The sequence below is a fragment of the Methylobacter svalbardensis genome (genome assembly GCF_037671525.1).
In the GTDB taxonomy this organism is placed as follows: domain Bacteria; phylum Pseudomonadota; class Gammaproteobacteria; order Methylococcales; family Methylomonadaceae; genus Methylobacter_A; species Methylobacter_A svalbardensis.
This window is the reverse complement of record NZ_JAWPOH010000003.1, coordinates 1-26,901: the sequence shown is the minus strand read 5'-3', so window position 1 is coordinate 26,901 and position 26,901 is coordinate 1. Positions and strand designations below refer to the sequence as shown.

The 26,901-nt window shown below is 47.9% G+C and carries 17 protein-coding genes and 2 pseudogenes; 15 read left to right on the top strand and 4 right to left on the bottom strand.

Annotated elements, in window-relative coordinates; all coding sequences use genetic code 11:
- Nucleotides 1-325 precede the first annotated feature (325 nt).
- Nucleotides 326-817 (top strand): sugar phosphate nucleotidyltransferase, encoded by a 492-nt coding sequence (locus tag RW114_RS01755; RefSeq protein ID WP_340121002.1) that lies wholly within the window; start codon nt 326-328, stop codon nt 815-817.
- Nucleotides 818-1,425: 608 nt separating this feature from the next.
- Here RW114_RS01755 and RW114_RS01750 read toward each other — a convergent pair.
- Complete coding sequence (locus RW114_RS01750) at nt 1,426-3,060, bottom strand: alpha-D-glucose phosphate-specific phosphoglucomutase (RefSeq protein WP_340121001.1); 1,635 nt, start codon at nt 3,058-3,060, stop codon at nt 1,426-1,428.
- A gap of 71 nt (nt 3,061-3,131) precedes the next feature.
- Here RW114_RS01750 and RW114_RS01745 point away from each other — a divergent pair, with 71 nt between their 5' ends.
- From RW114_RS01745 to lspA, 5 genes are all read left to right on the top strand, one after another.
- A complete protein-coding gene (locus tag RW114_RS01745; protein ID WP_340121000.1) occupies nt 3,132-3,674 on the top strand; it encodes a L,D-transpeptidase family protein in 543 nt (180 codons plus the stop codon).
- Nucleotides 3,675-3,869: 195 nt separating this feature from the next.
- Nucleotides 3,870-4,148, top strand: coding sequence for an Lpp/OprI family alanine-zipper lipoprotein (locus tag RW114_RS01740; RefSeq protein WP_340120999.1), 279 nt, complete (start codon nt 3,870-3,872; stop codon nt 4,146-4,148).
- Between the two features lie 145 nt (nt 4,149-4,293).
- Complete coding sequence (gene ribF, locus RW114_RS01735; protein WP_340120998.1) at nt 4,294-5,247, top strand: bifunctional riboflavin kinase/FAD synthetase; 954 nt, start codon at nt 4,294-4,296, stop codon at nt 5,245-5,247.
- The gene (ileS, locus tag RW114_RS01730) at nt 5,231-8,062 is read left to right on the top strand and encodes an isoleucine--tRNA ligase (RefSeq protein ID WP_340120997.1); all 2,832 of its coding nucleotides are present in this window, start codon (nt 5,231-5,233) and stop codon (nt 8,060-8,062) included. The genes ribF and ileS overlap by 17 nt, the downstream gene beginning before the upstream one ends.
- Nucleotides 8,063-8,069: 7 nt before the next feature.
- Nucleotides 8,070-8,543 carry a signal peptidase II gene (gene lspA, locus RW114_RS01725; protein ID WP_340121134.1) on the top strand — a complete coding sequence of 158 codons (474 nt, stop codon included), beginning with the start codon at nt 8,070-8,072 and terminating at the stop codon, nt 8,541-8,543.
- A 188-nt stretch (nt 8,544-8,731) separates the two neighbouring features.
- Here lspA and ampD read toward each other — a convergent pair whose 3' ends face one another.
- The gene (gene ampD / locus RW114_RS01720; protein WP_340120996.1) at nt 8,732-9,274 is read right to left on the bottom strand and encodes a 1,6-anhydro-N-acetylmuramyl-L-alanine amidase AmpD; all 543 of its coding nucleotides are present in this window, start codon (nt 9,272-9,274) and stop codon (nt 8,732-8,734) included.
- Between the two features lie 386 nt (nt 9,275-9,660).
- Here ampD and RW114_RS01715 point away from each other — a divergent pair.
- Nucleotides 9,661-9,843 (top strand): annotated as a pseudogene (locus RW114_RS01715) (hypothetical protein); the annotation flags it as partial.
- Nucleotides 9,840-10,670 carry a carboxylating nicotinate-nucleotide diphosphorylase gene (nadC, locus tag RW114_RS01710; RefSeq protein WP_340120995.1) on the top strand — a complete coding sequence of 277 codons (831 nt, stop codon included), beginning with the start codon at nt 9,840-9,842 and terminating at the stop codon, nt 10,668-10,670. The pseudogene RW114_RS01715 and the gene nadC, both read left to right, overlap by 4 nt.
- Nucleotides 10,671-10,822: 152 nt before the next feature.
- Here nadC and RW114_RS01705 read toward each other — a convergent pair whose 3' ends face one another.
- Both RW114_RS01705 and RW114_RS01700 read right to left on the bottom strand, forming a co-directional pair.
- Complete coding sequence (locus RW114_RS01705) at nt 10,823-11,200, bottom strand: helix-turn-helix domain-containing protein (protein WP_340120994.1); 378 nt, start codon at nt 11,198-11,200, stop codon at nt 10,823-10,825.
- Between the two features lie 156 nt (nt 11,201-11,356).
- A pseudogene (locus RW114_RS01700) lies at nt 11,357-11,455 on the bottom strand (transposase family protein); the annotation flags it as partial.
- A 584-nt stretch (nt 11,456-12,039) separates the two neighbouring features.
- Here RW114_RS01700 and RW114_RS01695 point away from each other — a divergent pair.
- The 7 genes from RW114_RS01695 to RW114_RS01665 all read left to right on the top strand — a co-directional run bounded on the left by RW114_RS01695 (nt 12,040) and on the right by RW114_RS01665 (nt 26,569).
- The gene (locus tag RW114_RS01695) at nt 12,040-13,374 is read left to right on the top strand and encodes a glycosyltransferase family 2 protein (protein WP_340120993.1); all 1,335 of its coding nucleotides are present in this window, start codon (nt 12,040-12,042) and stop codon (nt 13,372-13,374) included.
- Nucleotides 13,371-15,383 carry a polysaccharide deacetylase family protein gene (locus RW114_RS01690; RefSeq protein ID WP_340120992.1) on the top strand — a complete coding sequence of 671 codons (2,013 nt, stop codon included), beginning with the start codon at nt 13,371-13,373 and terminating at the stop codon, nt 15,381-15,383. The genes RW114_RS01695 and RW114_RS01690 overlap by 4 nt, the downstream gene beginning before the upstream one ends.
- The gene (locus RW114_RS01685) at nt 15,380-15,562 is read left to right on the top strand and encodes a hypothetical protein (protein ID WP_340120991.1); all 183 of its coding nucleotides are present in this window, start codon (nt 15,380-15,382) and stop codon (nt 15,560-15,562) included. Before RW114_RS01690 ends, RW114_RS01685 begins: the two co-directional genes overlap by 4 nt.
- Nucleotides 15,563-15,948: 386 nt before the next feature.
- Nucleotides 15,949-16,587, top strand: a complete 639-nt coding sequence (locus tag RW114_RS01680; RefSeq protein ID WP_340120990.1) for a hypothetical protein — start codon at nt 15,949-15,951, stop codon at nt 16,585-16,587.
- The gene (locus RW114_RS01675) at nt 16,584-20,612 is read left to right on the top strand and encodes an Ig-like domain-containing protein (protein WP_340120989.1); all 4,029 of its coding nucleotides are present in this window, start codon (nt 16,584-16,586) and stop codon (nt 20,610-20,612) included. Before RW114_RS01680 ends, RW114_RS01675 begins: the two co-directional genes overlap by 4 nt.
- Nucleotides 20,613-20,875: 263 nt before the next feature.
- Complete coding sequence (locus RW114_RS01670) at nt 20,876-24,955, top strand: tetratricopeptide repeat protein (protein ID WP_340120988.1); 4,080 nt, start codon at nt 20,876-20,878, stop codon at nt 24,953-24,955.
- A 333-nt stretch (nt 24,956-25,288) separates the two neighbouring features.
- Nucleotides 25,289-26,569, top strand: coding sequence for a nucleotide sugar dehydrogenase (locus RW114_RS01665; RefSeq protein ID WP_340120987.1), 1,281 nt, complete (start codon nt 25,289-25,291; stop codon nt 26,567-26,569).
- The last annotated feature ends 332 nt before the right edge of the window (nt 26,570-26,901 follow it).

The following is a 26,901-nucleotide window of genomic DNA, read 5'->3' as shown; positions in this document are numbered from 1 at the left end:
TTCATAAGCCATTTCGTGATAATCGGCGGGTAATTCTTTCAGGAATTCTTCAAACTCAATGTCTTGTGATTTAGCTGGGACTGGCATGTTTCATTACAAAATCACCAATATGCGCCTACTTATTCATTTTTAAAGATGTTTTTTTTAAGTTGGCGCTTATGGGTATGCTGCCCCATCCGACTTCAGAGAGGCTAATAACTGATTGCTCAGGCTTGAAGAGTTGTTGCAAAACCAGAATCACTTAAATTCCATCTAGCTTCACTTAGAAAAAGCAATGATGACATGATTTCACTCATGCTTGTCGACTGAATTAATGAGGTGCCGGATGCTCGATAAAACTCTAGCTATCATACTGGCCGGCGGTATGGGTTTGCGGCTTTATCCATTGACTGCCGATCGAGCCAAACCGACTGTGCCATTCGGCGGCAATTACCGGATCATCGATTTCACACTGACAAACTGTTTACACTCCGGATTGCGACGTGTGTTGGTGCTGACTCAATACAAGTCTCACTCACTGCAAAACATTTGCGCGATGGCTGGGCCATCTTCAACCCGGAAATTTCCGACTTCTCAAGTCCAGGTGGATGAAAATGCCGTAGTCGAAGACTCGATCTTATATGACAGGGCGCATGTCGCAGCCAGCGCGCACTTGAAACGCTGCATCGTCGACAAAAACGTACAGATTCCGCCCGGCGAACAGATCGGGTTTGACTCCGCCGCCGATGCGGTCCGCTCCACTGTCCCGGAATCCGGCATCACCATCGTTCTGAAGGGATACCGCTTTCTGACTAATATTTCGCACAGCCCTGAATAGTAATAGGGGGCGATTCTGATATGCCAACAAAAAAATATACTGTTAAATTAACGTGTTATTGCTTTTTAAGGACGGCTTCTCATTACCACCAGTATAGCCGCGGCCCGAATCAAATCGGATGGCGGTAGTTGCTTTTGCCCAGTCCTATCCTTAAGGTAATGCCAAAATAAAAGCGCGTGCTTCAGGCTGATTTTTTTTTAAGCCGGCAAAAGTATCCCGTACTTTTACCCCGATTAACTCCGTGTGCCTCCGCTTATTTTTCGTTTTCTGACGTAATCACGAATATCCCGCTCGTTTATGGCTTCTCATGTCAATGCTTTCCAAGCCACTACAGTAAAATTTATGCCTTGATCGCGTAAAATATTCACGTATTTTTTTCATGACGGACAAAACTTTACTGGCATCTTGGCTCTATGTTTTGAAAGTTGTTATGACGGAGTCATAAAGATATTCAAAGGTTTTAAAGTGCTTTATATGGGTCGAATCGCGTTTAGTACTTTTCCACAATTCCTCAATCGGATTATGGTCAGGAGAAAATGCGGGCCGCCTTTTTAGGTTTAATCATACAAGTCGTAATCCATCTTGAATCTGTTACCTTGCGTCTGTTTTTAAGTTACTACATTAGGCTCAGTCCTGCCGGTGCGTTTTTTAATTTCACAAAACTGCTCGGCAAGGTTGATTAACTCTGCCAGAGCCACTTGGGCATCCTGATCATGTTTGGAGGCGTCCGCTTCAAAGCGTTCCAAATAGATTCTTAAGGTTGCGCCGACTGTTCCGGTTCCCGATAAACGAAAAATAATGCGCGAACCGTTTTCAAAACCGATGCGTATGCCTTGATTGCGGCTGATGCTGCCGTCTATAGGATCTTCATAGCTGAATTCATCGGCATATTTAATGATATATTCACCAAATATTTGTCCCGGCAATGTGGCTAACTGATTTCTCAGGTGCTCAACAATGCCGTTAGCACTATCCATTTCTACAGCTTCATAGTCGTGTCTACAATAAATGTCCCTGCCGAATTTTTGCCAGTGTTCATTGACAATGTCGGCAACAGACTGGCGTTTTATGGCGATTAGATTTAGCCAGAATAACACCGCCCATAAACCGTCTTTTTCGCGTACATGATCCGAACCGGTGCCAAAACTTTCTTCGCCGCACAGGGTGATTTTTCCCGCGTCCAGAAGATTGCCGAAAAATTTCCAGCCGGTCGGCGTTTCGTAGCAGGGGATGTTGTAACAGGCGGCGACGCGGTCAACCGCCTGGCTGGTGGGCATGGATCTAGCCACGCCGCGTAATCCTTGGGCATAGGCCGGAATCAGATGCGCGTTAGCCGCCATAATGGCTAGGCTGTCGCTGGGCGTTACAAAAATATGACTGCCGGTAATCATGTTGCGGTCACCATCGCCGTCAGATGCAGCACCAAAAACCGGGGGGGCTGAACCGAACATGCGCTCGGCCAATTCCTGGGCATGAGCCAAATTGGGATCGGGGTGATGACCGCCAAAATCTTCCAGCGGTTCGGCATTAATGACCGAATCCGGTGTTGCGCCCAACATGTCCACTAGAATTCTTTTGGCGTAAGGGCCGGTAATGGCATGCATCGCATCGAAGAGCAGGGTGATATAGCCGGAGCCGATGCTTTGTTTGAGTAAATTGAAATCGAAAATAGACTGCATCAGCTCAGCATAATCGGTTACCGGATCGATGATAGTGATGTTAAGGTTGTCCATTTGCTGAGTACCGATGCGATCCAGGTCTATGTCTTCGATATGCGCTGTTTTATAGCTGTCGATAACCAGGCTGCGCTGATAAAACGCGCTGGTGTCTTTTTCCGGGGCAGGGCCGCCATTGCTGATATTGTATTTAATACCGAAATCTTCGTCAGGGCCGCCGGGATTGTGGCTGGCAGAAAGGATCAGGCCGCCGAATGCGTTATATTTTCTGATGATATGCGATGCGGCCGGAGTAGACAGCAGCCCGCCTTGACCTATAATAAGTTTGCCGAAACCGTTGGCTGCCGCCATTTTGATGATGATTTGTATGGCGGGTCTGTTAAAATACCGCCCGTCTCCGCCCAGTACCAACGTTTTTCCGGTAAAGCCATCTAGCGAGTCAAAAATTGCTTGAACAAAATTTTCCAGATATCCGGGTTGCTGAAATACTTTAACTTTTTTTCTGAGTCCGGAAGTTCCTGGATTTTGGTCGTTGTATGGATGCGTTGTGATAGTTTCTATTTGCATGTTAGATCCTCCTTTTCAATTAACCTGGTGGACTAAAGTACACCAAAATTCTTATCTAGTGTAGATCATTTATGTTACGAATTAATTTATTGCTGTGTTGCAGTGTTTTTTCTTTTGCTGTCATCGCAGGCGATGATGTCTGGCTTTTAGTCGATACGAAAGCGCTGACTATTGAGGTAAAAAAAGGCCGGCAAACGCTTGAAGTTATAAATGATATTGCCATTGGTCAAGGAGGTGCCGGGTTTAAAAACCATCGGGGCGATAACGTCACGCCTTTTGGAAATTACCAAATAGGCTGGGTTGGCAAACAAAGTTCCTTCCGGAAGTTTTTTGGTTTAACTTATCCGTCCACAGAGGATGCTCAAAAAGCCCTGGAACAGGGTGTTATTGATCGGGTAGCTTACAATAGTATTATGATTGCTCATCGGTATCATCAAGTGCCGCCGCAAAACACGGCTTTAGGTGGACGAATCGGCATTCATGGCTTGGGTCGAGCGGATGAGAAAATTCATAAATCCATGAATTGGACTCATGGGTGTATTGCATTAACTAACGGGCAGATTGATCATTTAAGTCAATGGTTAGGCAAGGGAACGGTAGTGAAAATAAAATAAAAAAATTGCCGTTATTGAGTTGGCATTGTAACGGTATTTTAAATTAAGAAACAATGGCTTGTATTTTTCTGTGTTGTAGGGGGGATTATTATTTGAGTTTTCTTAAAATAAAACTGGAAAATAGTTTAAAAACAGTTCAGAATTTGAACTTGATGAGTTTTTTTTTGTGTAATAACTTTTAGAAGGGAAATAAAAATGAAAAAAGTAATAAAATTATCAATGATTGCTCTGGTTGCTAGCTTGGCTGTTGGTTGTGCAAGTACTTCCGATGTCGAAAACTTGCAATCACAAGTTGATGGCTTGAAAACTTCTGTTGCACAAGCATCTGCTGATGCAGCTAGCGCAAAAAGCGCTGCTGACTCTGCTTCTTCACAAGCTGCTGCTGCTGAAGCTGCTGCTAATCGTGCAGCCCAGTATGCTCAAGATACAAACAGCAAGCTGGACAGCATGTTCAAAAAATCAATGATGAAATAAATCATCGCTGATTTAAAAATAAAAAGCCCGGTGGAATTTTCCACCGGGCTTTTTTTTTGAGTATATGATTCAGTTATGATGTTTTGAATTCAAGCAATGCTTACACATGATAGAATAAAAACTTTTTCTAAATTTGCCACATTTCATGCGTCTCATTAGAGGATTACCCCATTTAAAACCGTTAAAATCGGGCTGTGTACTGACGATTGGAAATTTTGACGGTCTGCATTTAGGGCATAGAGCGGTAATAAACAAGCTGGCTGAGCGAGGCGAAGCATTAGCTTTGCCTGTTGTTGTTATGACTTTTGAACCGCAGCCGCTGGAGTATTTTCTGGGAGAAAATGCGCCGTCACGGTTAATGTGCTTGCGGGAAAAAGTGCTCGGATTTTCCAAATTACCCGTTGATGATTTATTGATATTGCGATTCAATCAAAATTTTGCTGACTGTGATGCCGAGCGCTTTATTGAGGACATTTTAGTGAAAAAACTGAATGTAAAGCATCTGGTGGTTGGGGATGATTTTCATTTTGGTAAGACCCGGCGCGGCAATTTCGCGATGCTCAAGGAGAAGGGCAAGATATTCGATTTTGAGGTTGAAGATACCGGATCTTTTCAAGTAACCGGGCTTCGAGTAAGCAGTACGTTAATCAGGGATGCGTTGGGCGATGGCGATTTAGCCCTGGCTGAAAAAATGCTGGGTTGCTGTTATTCTGTTTGCGGGCGTGTGGCACATGGTGACAAGCGCGGCAGAACTATCGGCTATCCTACTGCTAATATACAGATGTTTAGAAAAAATACGCCTGTCAATGGGGTGTTTGCCGTTACCATGACCGGTATTGATGGCGGTGAATTTGAAGGTGTTGCGAATGTAGGTACCCGGCCGACATTTGACGGTGGTTCAAAGGTTATACTGGAAGCGCATTTATTCAATTTTAATAAGGAAATTTATGGCCGCTATGTGGAAGTGCATTTCAAACAAAAAATCAGGGATGAAATGCGTTTTCAGTCGCTGGATGAGCTTAAAGTTCAGATTATAAAAGATGTGGCTAAGGCCAAAAAGATTTTTGCCGAGATTAATTGTTATGACGATGGATTATAAAAAAACACTGAATTTACCCAATACTGCGTTTCCGATGAAAGGCAATCTGGCTCAACGTGAGCCTGAACGTTTGAAAAAATGGAACGAAGTGGACCTGTATAACAAGATCAGGCAGGAATTTGCCGGCAGACCTAAGTTTGTTCTGCATGACGGACCTCCCTATGCTAATGGCGAAATTCATATCGGCCATGCGGTTAACAAGGTGTTAAAGGACATCATCGTTAAATCGAAATCGTTAAGCGGTTTCGATGCACCTTATGTGCCTGGTTGGGATTGTCACGGTTTGCCGATTGAATTGCAGGTAGAGAAGAAAATCGGCAAAGCGGGGGTTAAGGTTTCTGCTGCCGTGTTCCGCAAAGCCTGCCGCGAATATGCGGGAAAACAGGTTAACATACAAAAAGAGGCTTTTATCCGGCTGGGTATTTTAGGCGATTGGGAACATCCGTATTTAACCATGGATTTTACCTTTGAAGCCGACATCGTGCGCTCGTTGGGCAAAATCAGCCAAAAAGGTCACATAGTAAAAGGCGCCAAGCCTGTGCACTGGTGTACCGATTGCGGCTCAGCACTGGCTGAAGCGGAAGTCGAGTATGAAGATAAACATTCGCCTGCGGTCGATGTGCGTTTTCAGGTTGTCGATGAAACCGGATTCTTGAGTCGGTGTCATCATGTACCTGAGCATGAAGGTTTTGGGCCGTTATCGGTGGTCATCTGGACGACCACACCGTGGACCTTGCCCGCCAATCAAGGCGTCGCATTAAATCCCGGGCTGGAATACTCAGTCGTGCAATATGAAAAAGACGGCAACAAAGAGCGCTTGGTCGTCGCAGAAGCCCTGCTTAAGGATGCGATGTTGCGGTACGACATCGAAAATTACCATGTCATTGCCTACTGCAAAGGCTCTGAACTGGAGCATCAATTATTGCAACATCCTTTTTATGACCGGCAAGTGCCGATCATTCTGGGCGATCATGTCACCACCGAAGCCGGTACCGGCGCGGTGCATACCGCGCCCGGACACGGCCAGGACGATTATATCGTCGGCTTGAAATACGGTTTGCCGGTTGATAATCCGGTCGGCAATGACGGCGTTTTTCTGCCGAACACCGAAATCTTTGCCGGCGAGCATGTATTCAACGCTAATGCTCATGTCTTGGAAGTGCTAGAGGAAAAAGGCAAACTGCTGCATCACGTCGCGATACTGCACAGCTATCCGCATTGCTGGCGGCATAAAACCCCGATTATTTTTCGGGCTACGCCGCAGTGGTTTATCTCGATGAATAAAAACAAGCTGCGCGAGCAGGCGCTGGATGAAGTCAAGCGCGTCGCCTGGATTCCCGAATGGGGTCAGGCGCGCATCGAAAGCATGATCGAAGGCCGGCCTGACTGGTGTATTTCCCGTCAGCGCACCTGGGGCGTGCCGATCACGTTTTTTGTCCATAAAGAAAGCGGCGAATTGCATCCGCGCACGGCCGAATTGGTTGAGCAGGTGGCCCAGCGCATCGAACAACAAGGCATAGAAGCCTGGTTTGAACTGGAAGCGGCTGAATTGTTGGGCGATGAAGCCGAACATTACGAAAAAATGTCCGATACCTTGGATGTCTGGTTCGACTCCGGCGTGACTCACGCCTGCGTGTTGGAAAAGCGCGAGCAGCTGAGCTTTCCGGCCGATTTGTATCTGGAAGGCTCAGATCAGCATCGCGGTTGGTTTCAGTCATCATTACTGACTTCGGTTGCGATGAACGAGGTTGCGCCCTACAAGGCCGTGTTGACGCATGGATTTACCGTCGATGCTGAAGGTAAAAAGATGTCAAAATCGAAGGGCAATGTGGTCGCGCCGCAATCGGTGATGAAGAATTTGGGTGCCGATGTGTTGCGTTTATGGGTTGCAGCGACCGATTATCGCGGTGAGATGACCGTATCGGATGAAATTCTTAATCGCACCTCAGATGGTTACAGGCGCCTCCGGAATACCGCGCGCTTTTTGCTGTCCAATCTGGACGATTTCGACCCGGCGCAACATTTGGTCGAAGATAAAGATTTGCTGGCATTGGATCGCTGGGTGGTGGATAGGGCATACACGTTGCAGGAAGAAGTCAAGACGGCCTACGATACCTATCAATTTCAGCATATTTATCAGAAAGTGCATCATTTTTGCGTGATTGATCTGGGTGGGTTTTATCTGGATATCATTAAGGATAGGCAATACACCGCAAAAGCCGACGGTTTGGCGCGGCGTTCGGCGCAAACGGCTATGTATCATGTGCTTGAAGCCCTGACGCGCTGGCTGGCGCCGATCATCAGCTATACCGCTGATGAACTCTGGCAATATTTGCCGGGTGAGCGTAGCGAGTCGGTGTTTTTGGAAACCTGGTATCAGGGCTTGGTCAAGCTGGACGATGATGCCGTTTTGAATCGCGAATGCTGGCAAAAAATTATGGCCGTTCGAGCCGCTGTCGGCAAGGAGCTGGAAAAGAGTCGAGCCAAAGGCGATATAGGTTCATCACTGAATGCGGAACTCGAACTGTATTGTAATGCCGAGTATTTTGAGGTTTTAAATCAATTAGCGAGTGAACTGCATTTTATCTTTATTGTGTCCAATGTCTCGCTTATGGCAGAGCACGATGCCCCGGCAGAAGCCATTCAGACAGAAATTGACGGTATTCAATTAAACGTTGTCGTTTCCGAACATGAAAAATGTGTGCGTTGCTGGCATCAGCAAGCTGACGTGGGCATAGCAGCAGAATACCCCGAGCTGTGCGGTCGTTGCGTGGAAAACGTAGCGGGTGATGGCGAAATCCGACACTATGCGTGATGTCGTTATGGTGAAATGGTTATGGCTGTCATTGCTGGCGGTAATTCTGGATCAAGGCAGCAAGCTTGCGATAGCGAGTTCTATGCAGCTTTATGAGTCGATTCAGATTATGCCGTTTTTTAAGCTGACGTATGTACACAACACCGGTGCGGCTTTCAGTTTCCTAAGCGAGGCCGGGGGCTGGCAACGCTGGTTTTTTGCCGGATTGGCTTTGGCGATTAGCGTGGTCATAGCGGTTTGGCTGACCCGGTTGAAAAAACACGAGACCTTGCTGGCAGTGGCTTTAGCGCTGGTTTTGGGTGGTGCTGTCGGCAATTTGATTGATCGGCTGGCTTATGGTTATGTGATCGACTTTCTTGATGTGTATTACGATGCCTGGCACTGGCCTGCTTTTAATATCGCAGATTCTGCAATTACCTTGGGAGTGATTTTAATGCTGGCGGAATCGTTCGGATTGGTGCAAGCTAAAAAAATCATTTGATCCACGAAAAACACAAAAAGCACGAAATTTTTCAAAAGAGATAACAATTTGTGGCTCGTCATCCAAAGGGTGAATGACTAAATCACCACAACATATTTATTTTTTTCGTGTCTTTCGTGCTTTTCGTGGACAGATGTTGTTGGTTAATAGACGTTAATCAGTCTAATCGGGGGTTCATTTTTTTCCGGTTACTTTAATAACCCTAAAAGTTTTTGCCAGTCAAACGATGCGCCCGGATCGTTTTTTCGTCCAGGCGCAATATCACTATGCCCGATAATGCGTTGTTTCGATAGCTTGGGATAAGCTTCAAGCAAGGTTTTGATCACTGCGACGAGTTGCCGGTATTGCTGATCGGTATATTCGACAAATTCGGCGCCTTCAAGTTCTATGCCAATAGAAAAATCATTGCACCGTTCCCGACCCTCAAATGTCGAATTGCCGGCATGCCAAGCGCGCTTATCAAATGGCACGTACTGTACACAACTTCCATCGCGCTTAATCAGTAAATGTGCCGATACAGTCAATTGATAAACGTCCTTAAAATAGGGGTGTTGGTCAGGATTAAGCTGATTGCAAAACAGCTGGTCTATATAATGATTGCCAAATTCGCCGGGCGGAAGACTGATGCAGTGGATAACCAATAATGAAATATCCTCCGGGTTGGGGCGGTCATCAACGTTGGGTGAAGGGATTCGGCTAATGTCAGTTAACCAGTGTTGGTGTATTTTCATGGGCTAGACAAAGAAGTAAAAAACGGAAACAAAGCACAGTATTTAGGCTGGATACGCCTATTATTAGTCAAAATACTATGGGAGTACTAGGCTATGATTAATTTATCTTGAAGTGACAACGGATATATTACTATAGGGTAACCGGCAGCAACTAAATTCAGGTTTGGATAAAGTGAAAAAGACGACGATATTAAGCAAAGTTACGTTGATTTTTTTCAGTATTTTGAGCAAGCAGTCGACGATTGCTGTATGCGTATCGAGCTTGAATTCGGCTTGCAGTTAGGTAAAAATCGCGAAAAAACGAACAAAGAGCAGTATATAAAATTGCTGGATTATCTTCGTTCAGTTCGTAGAGACACCCATTCACGACAGGATCCGAAAAGCAATGGGGCAAGCTGATCTGGAAAGATACCGAAAATATGCTGTTTTTTGGAAAAAAAGGAGTAAAAATATTTGAAATTCAAATGGATGAGTTGGCAAAAAAACTGCGCCACGGGCAAGCGGCTATTGTTATATTTGATCAAAGAACGATCACCAAACGAGTGCTTTCAGAATTAATGGACTTATGACAGAACAATTGAACAGGGCAGAAATAGTATCCTTCCTCGAAGAAGACATCGGTTCCGGCGATATAACCGCCGCCATTATTCCTGAAACCATGACGGCAGAAGCTGAAGTGATTACCCGGGAAGACATGGTGCTTTGCGGTCAGGCTTGGTTTGATGCGGTATTTAAATCTTTGGATGCTGGCGTTTATATCAATTGGTTAGCTGCTGAAGGCGAAGCGGTCGGCAAGGATACGGTTTTATGTAAACTCAATGGTTCAGCTAGAGGATTGCTGACCGGTGAGCGTACCGCGCTGAATTTGCTGCAAACCTTGTCGGCAACAGCCACGGTTGCCAGGCAATATGCCAATGCGGTTTCCGGTACAGGCTGTAAAGTGCTGGATACCCGAAAAACCATTCCGGGCCTCAGAAATGCGCAAAAATATGCGGTAGCCTGTGGCGGTTGTTATAACCATCGGATCGGCTTGTATGACGGGGTTTTGATCAAGGAAAATCATATCATAGCGGCAGGTTCGATTGCTCAGGCAATCCGGTCGGCGCGTGAGTTGACGTCGGTTCCTGTGGAAGTAGAGGTCGAATCGATGCAGGAATTTCTGGAAGCAAGCGCAGCAAAGCCTGACCGGATCATGCTCGACAATTTCAGCCTTGAAATGTTGGCCGAGGCTGTGAAATTAAACTCCGGAGCCATAGAGCTTGAGGCTTCCGGCAATATCAGCCTGGACAATATCAGGGCAATTGCCGAGACCGGCGTCGATTTTATTTCGATCGGCGCATTAACCAAACATGTCCGGGCGGTCGATTTATCGATGCGTATTAAACTGGTGCATTAACATGATTGAACATGCGGAAACATTGCTTAAACAGATCAGTCACGGTGTTTATGTGATCGGTGTCGGCATCAACTCCTCTTTATCCTTCTGTTGTTTCAATGACCTCAGATGTTCCTTGTCATACTGGAAGTTTGCCTCGTTACGTTTTCCCTTCACTTTGTCGGCAACGTTTCTAGGCGTAGGCTTTTTTTAAACACCCGCTTGAAGGTGTCAAGGCTAGCCTTTTTGCCTGTTTCCTCCTGCAAACGCGCAGTCGCAGTCTTAGCTTGATGCGGATTTTCGTCAATATAGCCCAGAAAAATGACTTGTTCTTTGTCTGTAAAGGGTGCTGACCTGCCACTTCGTGGGCAATCGTAAAGGCCTATCAATCCTTCTGTTTCCCATTTGCCCAACCATGAGCTAACAGTCTCATGCTGGGTTTCAAACAACTCACTCAGACGAGCAATCACATAACCTCTATTGTTCAACAAGATAGCATGCGCCCGTTGTCTTGCTCGAAATAAGGGGTGATTGCGATAGGCTTTAGTCAAGGTTATTTCTTCTTCCGGGCTCAGTTTGACGATGAATTTCAGTTGAACGCCTTATTTTTGTCTGTTATTGCAGTTTCTGACAGTTTGACACGATAATTTAGTGCCGAATCAGGGCAAGCGCATATAAATTTCAGGCCAAGAAAATCACACTTTCCCTTCAGCTCCACTGATAACGGCACAGATAGTCAAAACAATAATATCGAGCAACTTATGGCGTTTATGTCTCTCTACTCGTGGATCTTCGAGCGATGAAAAAGGCTTCTTGTAAACTTAATGGCATGAAAACTTCTCACGAAAATTGGATAGTATCACTGATTTTTAAATTAACTGATGTTACGCAGGAAAACCAAAAATCACTAACTTACGAAGCAAGAAATGACTATAAGTTATTGATAGTTCGTAGTCGGTGCGTAACATCAGTTAAATTAATTTATATGCGCTTGCTCTCACTTCTGAACAGGGCAATCGCGCTTAAATTTTAACCATTAAAAATCAATATGATATAATTTTCTGTTTCGTTATTTTATGCATTAAATAACGAAATTTGAAAGAACCACATTTCTAACCACCTAATTAACCAATGATTATAAAAGTCAAGTTGATTTAAGCGTGATTGCCCTGCACTTCTGAATAACTTTTGCGCTGCTACTTAAAATAAAGTGTATAATGACAGTTATAGTTATAGTTATAGTTATAGTTATAGCGATAGCTGAAAAGATGAAAAGATGAAGTCTGTCTTAGTTCACTATCAATTTATATATGACGATGTAATTTCACACACTGGCTCTTTCCTTAGAAATCAAAAAACCAGTAACTAACTTTCAATCTAGGAGAAAGCAATGCTTTCAACCGAAAGTGCAACTTCCGTTGCAGGCTGCGGCTCTACTACTTTTTTAAATCCGGCGTTACCAAGGTCTACAGGAACCAGGAGACTGCTGATTAGACTAGGGGCGATAGTGCTCATTACGTTCTCCATGGCAGTGGTCTTTGGGCTTCGTTGGAGTAATTTTACCTACTACTGGTATCAACCCCTGGCGAATGCCTATTCGATTGCAATAGCAGGTTTTATCTTTTCGCGCTTCGTACTTTCGCTCTTTTACAAGCCTCCCAAGGATATCGGTATGACGCCAACGGTGAGCATCATCATCACCGCATTCAACGAAGAAGATGCTATCTATCGAACTGTTGAATGTTGCTATGCCGTCGACTATCCGGAACAGCTTTTTAATGTCATCGTCGTTGATGATGGTTCAAGCGATGGAACCGTAGCGGAAGTGAAAAGAGCCCAAGAACGATGGCCTGAATTGGTACTGGTACCTTTCGAGCGTAACAAGGGTAAACGCGAAGCGATGGCCGCTGGCGCCCATTTAGCTAAAAACGAAATTCTTGTCTACGTCGATTCGGACAGCTTTTTAAGGCGCGACGGTGTCCGCAAGATCGTCCAAGGATTTTATGATCCCAGGGTTGCTGCTGTTGCGGGGCATACGGAGGTTGCCAACGTGACAAAAAATGGCCTCACCAAAATGCAACAAGCTCGATATTACGTGGCATTCCGAGTGTTCAAGGCGGCTGAGAGCGTGTTTGGCGCGGTAACCTGCTGTCCAGGCTGCTTTTCCGCTTATCGACGTAGTTGCGTGATGGAAGTGCTAGATCCTTGGCTAAATCAGCACTTTCTCGGCGTCCAGGCCACGTTTGGCGACGACCGAAGTCTGACCAACTATCTGTTGCGAAAATATCGAGTCATCTACTCGGCCGATGCTGTGGCCACCACCATCGTACCTGAAGGGCACAAGCAATTTTTAAAGCAGCAGTTGCGTTGGAAAAAATCATGGTTTAGGGAAACTTTGATCGCTGGAACTTTCATGTGGAAAAAACCACCGCTTGCCTCAATCGCCTTTTACGCGCAACTGATGTTCCCGATCATAGCGCCGATCTTGATTCTGCGGATCTGTTTATGGCAGCCCTTCTCTCACGGCGACTTTTTATCACCAGCCATCTACTTGCTGGGATCGGTCATGATCGGGGTCATGTTTTCAGCTTACTACTTATTCTGGAAAGCCGATCGTTATTGGTTCTATGGTCTTTACTTTACGCTTTATTACTTAATCTTTCTGGTTTGGCAGATGCCTTATGCCATAGCCACTCAGCGAGATAATAGATGGGGAACTAGGTGACGATGATAGGCACATCTACCAAAAACTCACCACAATCACAACATGGCCGCCGCCGCAAAGCGCGACCTGAGCAAGATGATCGCCGTCGCAAAGCACGATCTCAGTATGTTCGTCACTGGCGCAATATTGTGGGATGGCTAGTCTTAATCTGTGTAGTCATAGCGGTTAAAGAGCTGCCAAGTTTTCTTGGCAGTGAATCGCCACCGCCGCCTGCTCCCGTGTCATCGACAGCAAAAGGCACGGAAAAAGAGGCTTTCATCGCTCTCGTTTTTGGCAGGGTCAGTGCAACTCGCGAATTGGCAATTTCGGCATCTTCGTTTGAGGCCCAGATAGCCGCCTTAAAACAGGCCGACTATTCTTCGGTGCGTCTCGAACAGGTCAATCGGTGGCGACAAACGGACACCGGCACCAACACAGCTTCGCTACCGGCCAAGCCTATATTGTTAACTTTCGATGAAGCGAATCGAGAAACAATGGAGGTTGCGGATAAAATACTGGCTGCACAAGGGATGACGGCTCTAGTATTTATCGATGTCAATCAGCTCGATCAAGGTAACATTCAATTAGTTTCCTGGCATCAGCTTGAGCAACTGGTCAAAAGCGGTCGCTGGGAAGTGGGCATCTCCGGTTGTCTAGGCGGTGATGATCAGGCCATCACTTCTCCCAAACTGCTGGCGCAAAAGTTTACACAGCAGCGCGAACTGCTTGAGAGCCGCCTTCAGGTTCCCGTAGTCACTGCAGACTGCTCACGCTCGTTGAATTCCAATTATGACGACGGCGAGGCTACCTGGACCCAAGCCTTGAACACCGCTGCCTTGCAGATAGGCTTCGTGACTGCACCGCTCGGCGCAAATTATCGAAATGATCCTGCATCCAGCTTCAAACGCATTCGGGTTTCAAAAGCCTGGGATCAAGCGGATCTTCTGTCTCAGATCAAGAGCCACACACCACGTCGAGTGTCTTTTGTCGATAAGTTCCAATCCGATCGCCCTGCCTCGGATTGGGTGGTAGATAGTGGTGAAATTGCGATTGAGAACGGTATCTTTCGCCTGTTCAACAAGGAGGGAGAACAGGGAGCGCTGATGACGCTCGGCGGTACCGAGAAGTGGCAAGATGCCGATGTTGAAGTTCAACTAAAGGGGAAACCCGATGGCCAGTTCTGGATCTTCTTGTCACGGAATGGCCAATCGTTTGTTCGACTGGGTGTAGCAGAAGATAAAGTCATGCTGCAGTCATCAGATGATAGTGGCACGATCAGTCAACTTGCGAGTCGCGATTCACCTTCAGGTGATCTCACGTTGAGGCTCCGGATTGTCGGCTCGCGTGCGATCGCTTATCTCAATGGGAAACCTTTGTTGACAAGGCCAAGTGATGTGTCGTCCACCGTCGATCATGGTGCATTCGCACTGGCGGTGTGGAATGATGCGGGAATCGAAGGCTCTGGCAAAGGCTCAGTCAATCTAACGCAAGTCAACGCAAGCCCTTTGTTTACGAAAGGCGGAATTGTCGCACCAACAACAGGATCGGTCGCATGGGCACAGCTGCGCCAACAATCGGAAGAGCTGTCTATAATCAGTCCAAGCTATTTCTCTTGGACAGGTGGCAAACCCCAGGCATCTCGGGTTCGCGATACCACTATGGAAATTTTCGCTCACCATCATCATCTAAAGCTCCTGCCAGCCCTATTCATTGACGAAGACACCCCGTTATCTGATACGTCGGCACTGACCGAGCAGGCATTAACGTGGGCATCGGATCCTGCTTATCAAGGTCTCAACGTCATTCTAAAAAGCTCAACGGTCAAGGATGAATGGCGGACGTTTCTGAGTGACCTTAACCACCGCATGAGCGAAATGGACAAGACACTGACGGTCACGCTACTGGGCAGCACAGAGCCGCGCATGCCAATAGCCGAGAATGATGGATTGTTGCTGGTTACCACCCATACGGATCTGTTATCAGCAGCGCCAAAATTGCTGTATCCGCTCAGTGCGGAGCCGTCACTATGAATTTATCGCTATTTAATGAGGCGATGGGCAGTCCACGAAATGGAAAAATTCGTATAGCAAGGGAGAGGAATCGCCTGTGTATGTCGAGACTACATGAGTGTCTGGCAGACGGCGCCAATTTCGCGGCGGCCAACAACCGGGCGAAAGCAAGCTACAACATATCGGCTACACTGGCCTGAGCGACCACAATTTCCTTCGGGTCATACCTCATCAATGTGAGTATGTGTAACTTCTCATTAGTTGCAGGTAACCATATTTATCAATGACTTATATCTTTGAAAATTCGCTAAAATTTTCTTTTTTTATTGCCTTCCAGCCAGGAATCAATGAGTTACGGTGACTTGGTATTAAAGGAGGCTTAAATTTTCAATTTTTATGCGCGGTAATCTATTGATTTATAATCTACCTGTGACTAATGAGAAGTTACGAGTATGTTGGTCACACTGATGATTACGCAATGATTCTTGCTTCTTGAGGCTCTTCATTAGCCGCAGGACAAATTTGAACAGGTTTCCATTGAGGCTCAAGTGTATTCACAAAATCAACAGGCTATGGGCGTAATGTCATGAATAAATATCGAAAAAGTAGAGATTACACAGCCTTTATAGGGTGGAGCGACAGTGCGGACCTGCGCGGAAAAATCGCCAGGGTATGGGTGACTGTTTCTCGGTTGTGCTGTGTAGGCATATTGGTTATAGCAGTATGTTCGGTAGTGTTTGTGAGTACCGGCGACTGGGGTGTGCGCTCAGCCATGGCACATCCGCCACTGCCCCTAGGTCTCGCCGTGACCGGGCCACAACAGGCAAAAGCGGGTGAGCCGCTTAGTGGCATTCATGTGCGACTCTCCAACCCGGGATTGGCTGTGCCGGATTCACGGCTACGTTTGTTCATCCATGATGAAGGCGATCGTGATCTGGGAGTAGACGACATCAAGATAGACGTTCAGGAAGGAAGCTCTTGGAAAGAGGTGCAGGTCGAGGTGATCGATGGCGGCGTTATGGGCGCGATTGGTGAACAGGGGAAAACTCATAAGGAGCGTCACCAACGCGGAGGTTTCGCCGTCGGTGAGAAAGTTAATAAGAACTGGCCACTGCGGGTGACAATCCGTTTACCTGGCCGCTATTCAATGGTCGTGACCGTTTCTCCTGATAACGGTGCGACGCACTTGGCCCAACCGGTAAGTTTAAGCATGAAAGTGTTATGAATACAATATTCATTAAAACGTTAAAAGCTGATCCCAAGCGGAGCGGAGTTCGTGCCATCTTATCTTCTATCAGCCTGATGCTGCTCATTTGGCTGTCGGCCGCGACCTTGACGCAGTCAGCTCAAGCGGCCACTGTGCACTGGCTCACGCTGGTGTCGTTGACCTTCGACGACGGTCGGAATCAATCTGCTGCACGTGACCTTCTGGCCAGGCATGGCATGCAAGGCACTTTTTACATCAACTCGGACAAGATCAACAGCGGAGGGACTTTTCTGACGAAGCCTGAATTGGACGCGTTATATGCTGATGGCAACGAGATAGCCGGACACAACATTGGACATGCCAATATGGCAACGCTGTCCGACACCGAACAGCAAGCCGCGATTTGCAATGATATGCAGAACCTCGTCGATTGGGGGTATTCGGTTCACTCGTTTGCCTATCCGTTCTCGTCCACCGGTCCGACTACACAGAGCATAGTGGCGGGAGGTTGTCCGGGTGTCGGCACCTATGAAAGTGCGCGCGCGGTTGGTGGTTTGGTGTCGGGGACACAATGTTCTGGCTGTCCTTGGGCCGAGACGGTTCCCCCGGCTAACCCCTATTATATTTCCACCAACAATTCAGTCATTTCGACAACGACGTTGGCGGATATGCAAAATTATGTGATACAGGCGGAAACCAACGGGGGCGGCTGGGTGCCCCTGGTTTTTCACAACATCTGCGATGGCTGTGGTACCCTGGCGGTGAGTCCAGCGACGCTGGATGCCTTTCTGACTTGGTTGGAAGCAAGGACGTCGCAGAGCACTTATGTCAGGACTGTGCATCAGGTGATGTCCGGCGACTATCCCGCTCCTCCTCCTCCTCCTCAGCTAGACCCCAACGAGCTGATTAACCCTTCTTTGGAGATCGACGCTGACGGGAATAATCAGGCGGATTGCTGGCAACGTACGGGCTACGGCAGCAACAGTGCCACCTGGACGCGCACCAACGACGCTCATAGCGGAAATTTTGGCGAACAGTTGAAAATCACCAGCTACACCAGCGGCGACCGTAAATTGTTGCCGACATTGGATGCCGGACAGTCTGCTGGCGGTTGCGCACCAACAGTAGCAGTGGGGGAGATTTACCAGCTTAGTGCTTGGTACAAGGCCACCGTTTCGGCGGCCGTGGTGTTGTACTATCGTGATGCGAACGGGGTGTGGCAGTATTGGATGGATGGCCCACAACTGCCGGCATCGGTCAGTTGGGCTCAGATGACCCACTATGTGAGCAGTGCGCCGGCGGGTACCCAGGCGATAAGTTTTGGCATCTCTTTGAACAAAATCGGTACTCTGACCACGGATGACTATTCCGTGGCGCAGGTTTTGGATAGTGCGCCGACTACCGATACCACCCCGCCTATTATATCGGGCTTCGCGCCCGCGGATGGGGCGACCGTAAGCGGCACCGTGTCGTTAAACGTATCGGCTACTGATGATGTAGGTCTGCAGAAGGTTGAGTTCCTGATCAATGGGACAGTTATAACGACCGACACAACCAGTCCGTACGCTGCCTCATGGGATTCGACATCGGTTGCGAACGGCACCGTGGCGTACTCGGTGAGTGCGGTTGATTATAGCGGGAACGTAGCCGATTCTACCGTCAATCAGCTCGTAGTTAACAATGACTTAGCGCCGCCGACAGTGGCTTTCAACCAGCCGCCGACACCGACCGAGGGTGCAGCCGTGTCCGGGCAGGTGACTCTCGCGGCAACGGCAACCGATAATGTGGGCGTGACCCGAGTAGATTTTCTTGTCAACGGTTCCGTGGTAGGATCTTCCACTGTCGCCCCGTATTCGATCAACTGGAACTCACTGTTAAATCCTGACGGACCGGCAACGATTGCTGCCACAGCGTTTGATGCCGCCGGCAACGGCACGTCAACCCCTATTGTCAATGTGACGGTGAATAATAACCAAGCGGGAAATTTACTCACTAATCCCTCGCTGGAAGTCGATGCCAATAATGACGGCATTGCCGACTGCTGGCAGCGCGCCGGATTCGGTACCAATGCCTATAGTTGGACCCGCATCAGCGGCGATGCCCATAGTGGCAATTTTTCTGAATCGCTGCAGGTGACCAGTCGAACTAGCGGTGACCGCAAACTGGTGCAGCGTCAGGACTCGAGCACGTGCGCGCCTGCGGTCACCGTTGGCGCTCGTTATACCGTGAGTGGCTGGTACAAATCGACTATTGCTGCAGGACTCGTCGTGTATTACCGGACCAGTACGGGTGTCTGGCAGTACTGGCAGACCAGCGCCAACTTCGCTGCGGCCACCAACTGGGCGCAAGCCAGTTATACCACGCCCCCTGTACCGGCCGGAGCGACCGCGATTTCCTTCGGTTTGTACTTGAATAACGTGGGTACGCTGATAACGGATGACTATTCTGTGGCGCAGGTTTTGGATAGTCCGCCGCCTACCGATACCACCCCGCCTATTGTATCGAACTTCGCGCCCGCGGATGGGACGACCGTAAGCGGCACAGTGTCGTTAACCGCAACGGCAACCGATAATGTGGGCGTGACCCGAGTAGATTTTCTTGTCAACGGTTCCGTGGTAGGATCTTCCACTGTCGCCCCGTATTCGATCAACTGGAACTCACTGTTAAATCCTGACGGACCGGCAACGATTGCTGCCACAGCGTTTGATGCCGCCGGCAACGGCACGTCAACCCCTATTGTCAATGTGACGGTGAATAATAACCAAGCGGGAAATTTACTCACTAATCCCTCGCTGGAAGTCGATGCCAATAATGACGGCATTGCCGACTGCTGGCAGCGCGCCGGATTCGGTACCAATGCCTATAGTTGGACCCGCATCAGCGGCGATGCCCATAGTGGCAATTTTTCTGAATCGCTGCAGGTGACCAGTCGAACTAGCGGTGACCGCAAACTGGTGCAGCGTCAGGACTCGAGCACGTGCGCGCCTGCGGTCACCGTTGGCGCTCGTTATACCGTGAGTGGCTGGTACAAATCGACTATTGCTGCAGGACTCGTCGTGTATTACCGGACCAGTACGGGTGTCTGGCAGTACTGGCAGACCAGCGCCAACTTCGCTGCGGCCACCAACTGGGCGCAAGCCAGTTATACCACGCCCCCTGTACCGGCCGGAGCGACCGCGATTTCCTTCGGTTTGTACTTGAATAACGTGGGTACGCTGATAACGGATGACTATTCTGTGGCGCAGGTTTTGGATAGTCCGCCGCCTACCGATACCACCCCGCCTATTGTATCGAACTTCGCGCCCGCGGATGGGACGACCGTAAGCGGCACAGTGTCGTTAACCGCAACGGCAACCGATAATGTGGGCGTGACCCGAGTAGATTTTCTTGTCAACGGTTCCGTGGTAGGATCTTCCACTGTCGCCCCGTATTCGATCAACTGGAACTCACTGTTAAATCCTGACGGACCGGCAACGATTGCTGCCACAGCGTTTGATGCCGCCGGCAACGGCACGTCAACCCCTATTGTCAATGTGACGGTGAATAATAACCAAGCGGGAAATTTACTCACTAATCCCTCGCTGGAAGTCGATGCCAATAATGACGGCATTGCCGACTGCTGGCAGCGCGCCGGATTCGGTACCAATGCCTATAGTTGGACCCGCATCAGCGGCGATGCCCATAGTGGCAATTTTTCTGAATCGCTGCAGGTGACCAGTCGAACTAGCGGTGACCGCAAACTGGTGCAGCGTCAGGACTCGAGCACGTGCGCGCCTGCGGTCACCGTTGGCGCTCGTTATACCGTGAGTGGCTGGTACAAATCGACTATTGCTGCAGGACTCGTCGTGTATTACCGGACCAGTACGGGTGTCTGGCAGTACTGGCAGACCAGCGCCAACTTCGCTGCGGCCACCAACTGGGCGCAAGCCAGTTATACCACGCCCCCTGTACCGGCCGGAGCGACCGCGATTTCCTTCGGTTTGTACTTGAATAACGTGGGTACGCTGATAACGGATGACTATGCAATGACACTCGCGCCGTGAGGACCATCAATGACTCAAATCTTGGTTCTATAGTCGCTTGACTTGAGTTTATTTATGAAAAAGAAAATTATCACCGCAAGAGGCTAAAGCCATGCGGTGGTTTTGGTGGTTGTTATCTGTTGCAGTATCTAGGCATTGATGATGGTCTTCAGACTGTGTTATAAACTTTGTTTATAACACTACCGGTTCTTCAGTATTTGGCTGGATAGCCGGTTAGACGGCTCCACCCAGCCATTTAATAGTTTTTACAGGTTTGCCCTAGAATGAAAAAAAATGACAACGTTTTCTGCAATGAGAGCAAGGATTGGTGTTCAATGTTGATATTGTCTCCACTTAGGTCTTGCTTGCCGCTCAGCAATCATGCGTGTCGATGTATTGCGCTCGGTCTAACATTATTCCTTCTCGAAGGAACAGCGATAGCCGAGGAGTCGACTACTATCGGCCCGGTTTTGGAGCGTGCAGATAGCCTTTATTTGGAAAAGAAATTTGATGCGGCTCGCAGGGAATTCGAACACGCGATTGAGCTCGACAGAGGATCTCTTTCGGCTTGGCGAGGTCTAGGCTGGAGCCATTGGGCACTAGGGCAAAAAGAGCGCGCCTATCAGATCTGGGCTGATCTGGTTAAGGCTTTTCCGGGCGATTTGCCGACACTGTTGGCGCTAGGCATGGCCAGTGAGCAAGATCATCGTTGGAATGATGCGATTGATTACTATACTCAGGTGCTGAAACTTCATCCGCATGAGAGCTCCGCTCGCCAAGGAAGTGCGAGGATATTGATTAGTCAACGCAAATTTCAATCTGCAGAACAGGACTTAAGAGCGGCACTGAACGATGCTCCGTCGGATAATAACGTAAAATCATTGCTGGCTGACAGCCTGATGGGGCAAGGCCGTTATCAAGAAGCCGAAGACTTGTTGCAGACGCTCGCCCGGACTGAACCTGTGCCCCGGAATCTGCGTCGACTGGCCATGACGCTGGCCGAGCTCGGCAAGTACGAGCAAGCGGCTGATTACTACAAAGCCAGTTTAGGCGTCAAAGCCGATGATGACACCCTTTCCGCTTGGCGAGGATTGGGTTACAGCCTGCGACGACTCGGCCAAAATCAGCGCGCTTATACGATTTGGTCTGGTCTTTTGCAAGACTTCCCGAATGATTTATCGACACTCTTAGCCGTCGCGCGGGCAAGTGAGCAGGATAAGCTTTGGCAACAAGGCCTCGATTACTATGCAAAGGCATTGCAAAAAGCACCAGGAAACCAAGCCGCACATTTAGGCAAAGCGAGGATATTTTTTGCTCAAAAAAACTACAAGGCTACTGAGTTGGAGATAAAGTCAGTCCTGGATCAGTCACCTTCGGATACTGAAGCAAAATTTGCACTGGTTGAGACCCTAGTTGTAATGGATCGCCGCGACGAAGCGGAACGAATTTTGCGTACACTTGTGAATCTCGATCCGTCGCCCAAGAATCTAAATCGTTTAGGCACCATTCTGGCCGATCTCGGCAAAGACGAGGAGTCGGCCAAGTATTTTCGAAGAAGCATGCAATTAGCCCCCGATGATGATAAAGCGATGATGGGTCTTGCTCATGTATATTGGAATCAGCAGCGTTATCACGAATCAACAGAACTTTTACAGCGCTACTTGGCGACGCACCCCGACAATGATGTTGTGCGTACGCGGCTTGCCGAGCACGCGCAGGCCGCCAAGAATTGGGAGCTAGCCGAACGGGAGTTGCGATTCCTAGTGGATAAACATCCCGAAGCAGAAATTAAGTGGAAAATAAAACTCGCGAAACTTCTACATGTCGCAGGACGTCACGAGGAAGCCGTAAAACTGGCGACCGAGGTCGTTACTAAAGGTCCAAATGAGGTAACTGCTATTGGTCTGCTTGCCGATGATGCATTATTTGCCGGAGACATTGAGACGGCAATCCACTGGACTAAACAGCTCGCGACTATCACACCGACGCCGGAACGGCTAACTCGGGTTGGCAAGTTGCATATGGATTTGGGCGACAGTCTGGCCAGTAAAGGCGAGCAAGATGCGGCAATCATACAGTATAGCGCGGCGACGCAGGCATTCCGACAGGCTGCTGCACTGGATCCGATTAAGTCAGGGGCCCCTGTCGAGATGATGGAATCCTTGTTCCGTCAGGGAGCACAAGAAGAGGCGCTGGATCTCGGGAAACAGCTCCACATCAAGTACCCGACCTCGGTAGATGTTAACAAACGTCTGGCCGCTTTTTATAAGGAACAGGGTGACTATCCGGCTGCACGGGAAATACTTGAACGCAATAGTCCATTTTTTCCCGGCAGTACGTCATTAAAGCAAAGTCTTGCTGAGCTAACCTATTATGGCGGCGACAAAGAAAAAGCCTTTAAGATGCTGAATCAGCTTCTGGATGCGCCTAGTCAAGCTATTCCTGTCCTGCTCTATCACGGCATCACTGAATCCGATCGCCAAGATACGGTACCTTTGCAGAAATTCCGGGATCAGATGTTGGCGCTAAAGCGAGAGGGCTATCAATCGATTACTCCAGCTCAGCTCCTTGGATTTTTTGAGGGTAAGACGGTACTGCCTGACAAACCGATCCTCATTACTTTCGATGATGCCCGTTCTGATAGTTTTCAGTATGCCGACCCGGTCCTTATGGAAACGGGATTTCAGGCGACGATGTTCGTTCCTGTGAAGGATGTTGCGGCGCATCAGCCCTACGCGGCTGTGTGGCCGACACTAAGAAAAATGTTCGGGAACGGGCGCTGGGATATGCAATGCCATGGGGCAGAGGCACAACATTATGTTCCCACTAATGCAGAGGGTCATCAGGGCCATTTTCTCGCCAACAAGGCGTGGATAGCTGACTCTGCCCGCCTGGAAACCGATAAGGAATACGCCGCGCGTATTGAACAGGATTTGCTAACGTGTAAAGAGGTTGTGGCGCAGGAAATACCAGGTTCGCATGTTTTCGCCTTCGCTTTTCCCTATGGTGATCAAGGACACAGGTCACTATCCAATGCACCAGATGCGTTCAATATCAACCAAAATTTTGCAAAGAAGCACTTTCAGCTTGCTTTCAACGTGGACAATACTTATCTGACAACCGGAGCGGTTCCCAGATTTACGCTGCCACGATTTGAAGTTCCTCGAACATACACAGGCGAAGATCTTGTCCATCAGCTGAAAGCTATCGACCCCGTATTATCGTCCTCTTACAAGCTGGCCCACCTGGATGTGCAAGCTGGTCGCTATGGGCAGGCTATGGAAATCTTCGATAAGCTGTCTCAGGAAAAAGCGTTCGATAACTCAGAATTACTCACCACTTCAGGTAAAGTATTAAAGTGGAGCGGTGATCATGCAGCAGCCAGAGAGCGATTCGAAAAAGCCCTGACACTGAGTCCCAACAACCCCGTCATTCAGCAGGAGATCGCCGCGCTTGACCTCCGGCATAGACCGGTCCTGCAAGTAAGTGGCCTTTATTACGAAGACAATGCAGATCGGTCCTATTTCAGTTTAGGTCCATCTACACGGTTTTCTGTTTCGGACAAGCTTTCATTGTCGGCCTATTACAAGTATCTGGACTTTACTCAGACACTCAGCGCTGGCTCAGGAACTACAGAAGGTCAACAGAACTTTCAGGCAAACGGGAATGAGTTTAAAGGCCAACTCAATTACGAGCTGGGTTCCCGATCCTTACTGTCATTATCGGCAGGAGCCGCCGATTTTTCCGGGCATGCGTCTCCTACGCCCTCAAAATCGAATTTGATATTTCCATTGGGATCTATCAAGTTAACTGCCGGGGTAGGTGATCGGCTCGATCTGTCAATCGCTGCTGATCACTCCTATGTCAATACGGCCGGAGCGATCGTGAACGATATTGCCTTCAGTCGGGCTCAGGGCGAATTCAAGGTAAAACTTTTCGACTCGTTAAGTTTAAGCGCTAACCATGCCTACTTTTACTATACCGACGACAATCGACGCAATAGAACCGAGGTTGAACTCGATAGCCCCGTCTGGAACGATCCAGATATCACTGTCGGCGCTCAGTTCGTTTACGATGACACACTGAAAAATACCCTATTATTTTGGGCACCCAATAATTACGTGGGCTTGTCCGCTCCGGTTAAGTTGAAAAAGGAGTGGGGGCAGTCAGTCGTTGCGGAAATCACCGTTGCACCCGGGATGGGAAAGGAGGCTGGTACCGATTTCCAGTTTCAGGTTAACTCAACCGGAAGATTAAGCTGGGATTTGAGAGATGACCTCAGTCTGTACGTTTCGGCGGGCCATTATCAGGCTGCGACTTTTTCTAGTTTTAGTGCATTCTCTGGTGTTTCTCTGAGATTTTAACAAGAACAACAGGAGATTCCGGAGGCTGGTTTGGTTTGTAAGCGCTTTGGTAAAAAATAATAGGGCGTCTCGAAAAATCGTCTATCAACGAGAAATCCGTTATTCAGTTGTAAACTTTGTGTGGTGAGGCTGATCTGACTTCTGTTTCGCCCTTGTAGCACAGGCATCTCCAACAGGAGGGGGTTAGTCTTAGGTCAACCTACAACCCATTGTATTTATAATACAAAAAGTTGTGTAGATGACTATGCCCTTGTAGAGGATCTAGTCTGTACTCGCTATTGTTCAATTTGTTTATATTAAAAAATTTTCATTTAAATATTAAAGGATTTTGTCATGTCAGTTGTTGCTGTAATAGGTCTCGGTTATGTCGGCCTTCCACTTGTTGTTGAATTTGGCAAGCATTCTCGTACTATCGGGTTTGATATTGCTGAATTTAAAGTCGAATCTTGTAAAAGTGGAGTTGATCCCTCTCATGAGCTACCTGATGAAGAAATGCGTGCAGCGGTGCATGCAGAGTATTCGTCTGATCCCAAGATATTAGCTGAAGCGGATATTATCATTGTGGCCGTACCAACCCCGGTTGATGATGCGCATATTCCGGATTTTGGCCCACTGATAGGTGCAAGCCAATGTGCAGGCCAGTACATGAAAAAGGGCACTATTGTCGTTTATGAGTCGACGGTTTATCCAGGTGCAACCGAAGAAATTTGCATCCCAGTTCTGGAGCGCGAGTCAGGCATGGAATGGAAAGAGGATTTCTTTATTGGGTACTCCCCTGAGCGAATCAATCCCGGTGACCGGGAACATACACTTACCTTGATTCTTAAGGTGGTAGCAGGTGATACACCGGAAACGCTCAAGAAAGTGGCCAAGCTTTATGAAAAAATTGTAATACCTGGAGTGCATCGCTGTACAAGTATTAAGGTGGCTGAGGCGAGCAAAGTGATCGAAAATACGCAGCGTGATCTGAATATTGCTTTGATGAATGAACTGGCAATCATTTGCGATAAGCTCGACATCGATACGACTGAGGTATTGGAAGCTGCCGGCACGAAATGGAATTTTTTAAATTTTAAACCTGGACTGGTTGGCGGACATTGTATTGGTGTTGATCCCTATTATTTGACACATAAAGCTGAGATGCTCGGTTACAATCCACAGGTTATTCTTGCGGGCAGGCGCATTAATGACGGTATGGGTAAATTCATCGCAGAGAAAACACTCAAGAGCATGATTTCGTGCGGCAGTTATGTGAAAGGCGCGCGAGTTAATATATTGGGACTTACCTTTAAAGATAATTGCGCCGATTTACGCAACTCAAAAGTTATGGATGTCATTAATGAGTTAAAAAGTTTTGGCGTGGAAGTTTTTGTCCATGATCCGTATGCTGATCCTGATGAAGCGATGGACGATTATGGTATAAGTTTACTCTCGTGGGAAGACATGCCAAGAGCTGATGCAATTGTGGTTGCTGTATCACATCATCAATTTACCTCTTTATCTGTTGAGGATTTTGAGAGAAAACTGGCCAAGGGGGGGTGTTTTATTGATGTGAAATCTTGTTTTAATCCGGTTGAATTTGAGCAGGCAGGAATCAAGGTCTGGAGGCTTTAATGGTCGTGTCTGAGTAACATCGGTTTAACCTAACGATCATTGCGACCGTCGTCAACCCTGATAATGTGTGGGTTGAGAGGAGGCGGGCAGGGATACTTATCTTATAAAAAGGCTATGTCATCGTTAACTATGGAATTTTTTATTTCTTTTTCATAAAATAAGCCATGTAGGTTTTCAATTGGAGATCATCATGAAAAACGCCGAGTTTTTTCAATTAATTACTGCAATCCGTGAATTAGATCATCACCAGCGCAAACTGCTGAACGCTGCCTTAAATCAACTATCCGACGAACCCAAAGTCCTCGAATTGATTGAGTCCTGCTTTGATGCTA

Excerpts from the sequence above, each read along its gene's own strand:
- RW114_RS01675 (WP_340120989.1), top strand. The coding sequence starts at position 16,584 with ATGAATACAATATTCATTAAAACGTTAAAAGCTGATCCCAAGCGGAGC.
- RW114_RS01745 (WP_340121000.1), top strand. The coding sequence starts at position 3,132 with ATGTTACGAATTAATTTATTGCTGTGTTGCAGTGTTTTTTCTTTTGCT.
- RW114_RS01670 (WP_340120988.1), top strand. The coding sequence starts at position 20,876 with ATGAAAAAAAATGACAACGTTTTCTGCAATGAGAGCAAGGATTGGTGT.
- ampD (WP_340120996.1), bottom strand. The coding sequence starts at position 9,274 with ATGAAAATACACCAACACTGGTTAACTGACATTAGCCGAATCCCTTCA.
- RW114_RS01740 (WP_340120999.1), top strand. The coding sequence starts at position 3,870 with ATGAAAAAAGTAATAAAATTATCAATGATTGCTCTGGTTGCTAGCTTG.
- RW114_RS01680 (WP_340120990.1), top strand. The coding sequence starts at position 15,949 with ATGAATAAATATCGAAAAAGTAGAGATTACACAGCCTTTATAGGGTGG.
- ileS (WP_340120997.1), top strand. The coding sequence starts at position 5,231 with ATGACGATGGATTATAAAAAAACACTGAATTTACCCAATACTGCGTTT.
- RW114_RS01695 (WP_340120993.1), top strand. The coding sequence starts at position 12,040 with ATGCTTTCAACCGAAAGTGCAACTTCCGTTGCAGGCTGCGGCTCTACT.
- RW114_RS01755 (WP_340121002.1), top strand. The coding sequence starts at position 326 with ATGCTCGATAAAACTCTAGCTATCATACTGGCCGGCGGTATGGGTTTG.
- nadC (WP_340120995.1), top strand. The coding sequence starts at position 9,840 with ATGACAGAACAATTGAACAGGGCAGAAATAGTATCCTTCCTCGAAGAA.
- RW114_RS01750 (WP_340121001.1), bottom strand. The coding sequence starts at position 3,060 with ATGCAAATAGAAACTATCACAACGCATCCATACAACGACCAAAATCCA.
- RW114_RS01685 (WP_340120991.1), top strand. The coding sequence starts at position 15,380 with ATGAATTTATCGCTATTTAATGAGGCGATGGGCAGTCCACGAAATGGA.
- RW114_RS01665 (WP_340120987.1), top strand. The coding sequence starts at position 25,289 with ATGTCAGTTGTTGCTGTAATAGGTCTCGGTTATGTCGGCCTTCCACTT.
- ribF (WP_340120998.1), top strand. The coding sequence starts at position 4,294 with ATGCGTCTCATTAGAGGATTACCCCATTTAAAACCGTTAAAATCGGGC.
- lspA (WP_340121134.1), top strand. The coding sequence starts at position 8,070 with ATGGTGAAATGGTTATGGCTGTCATTGCTGGCGGTAATTCTGGATCAA.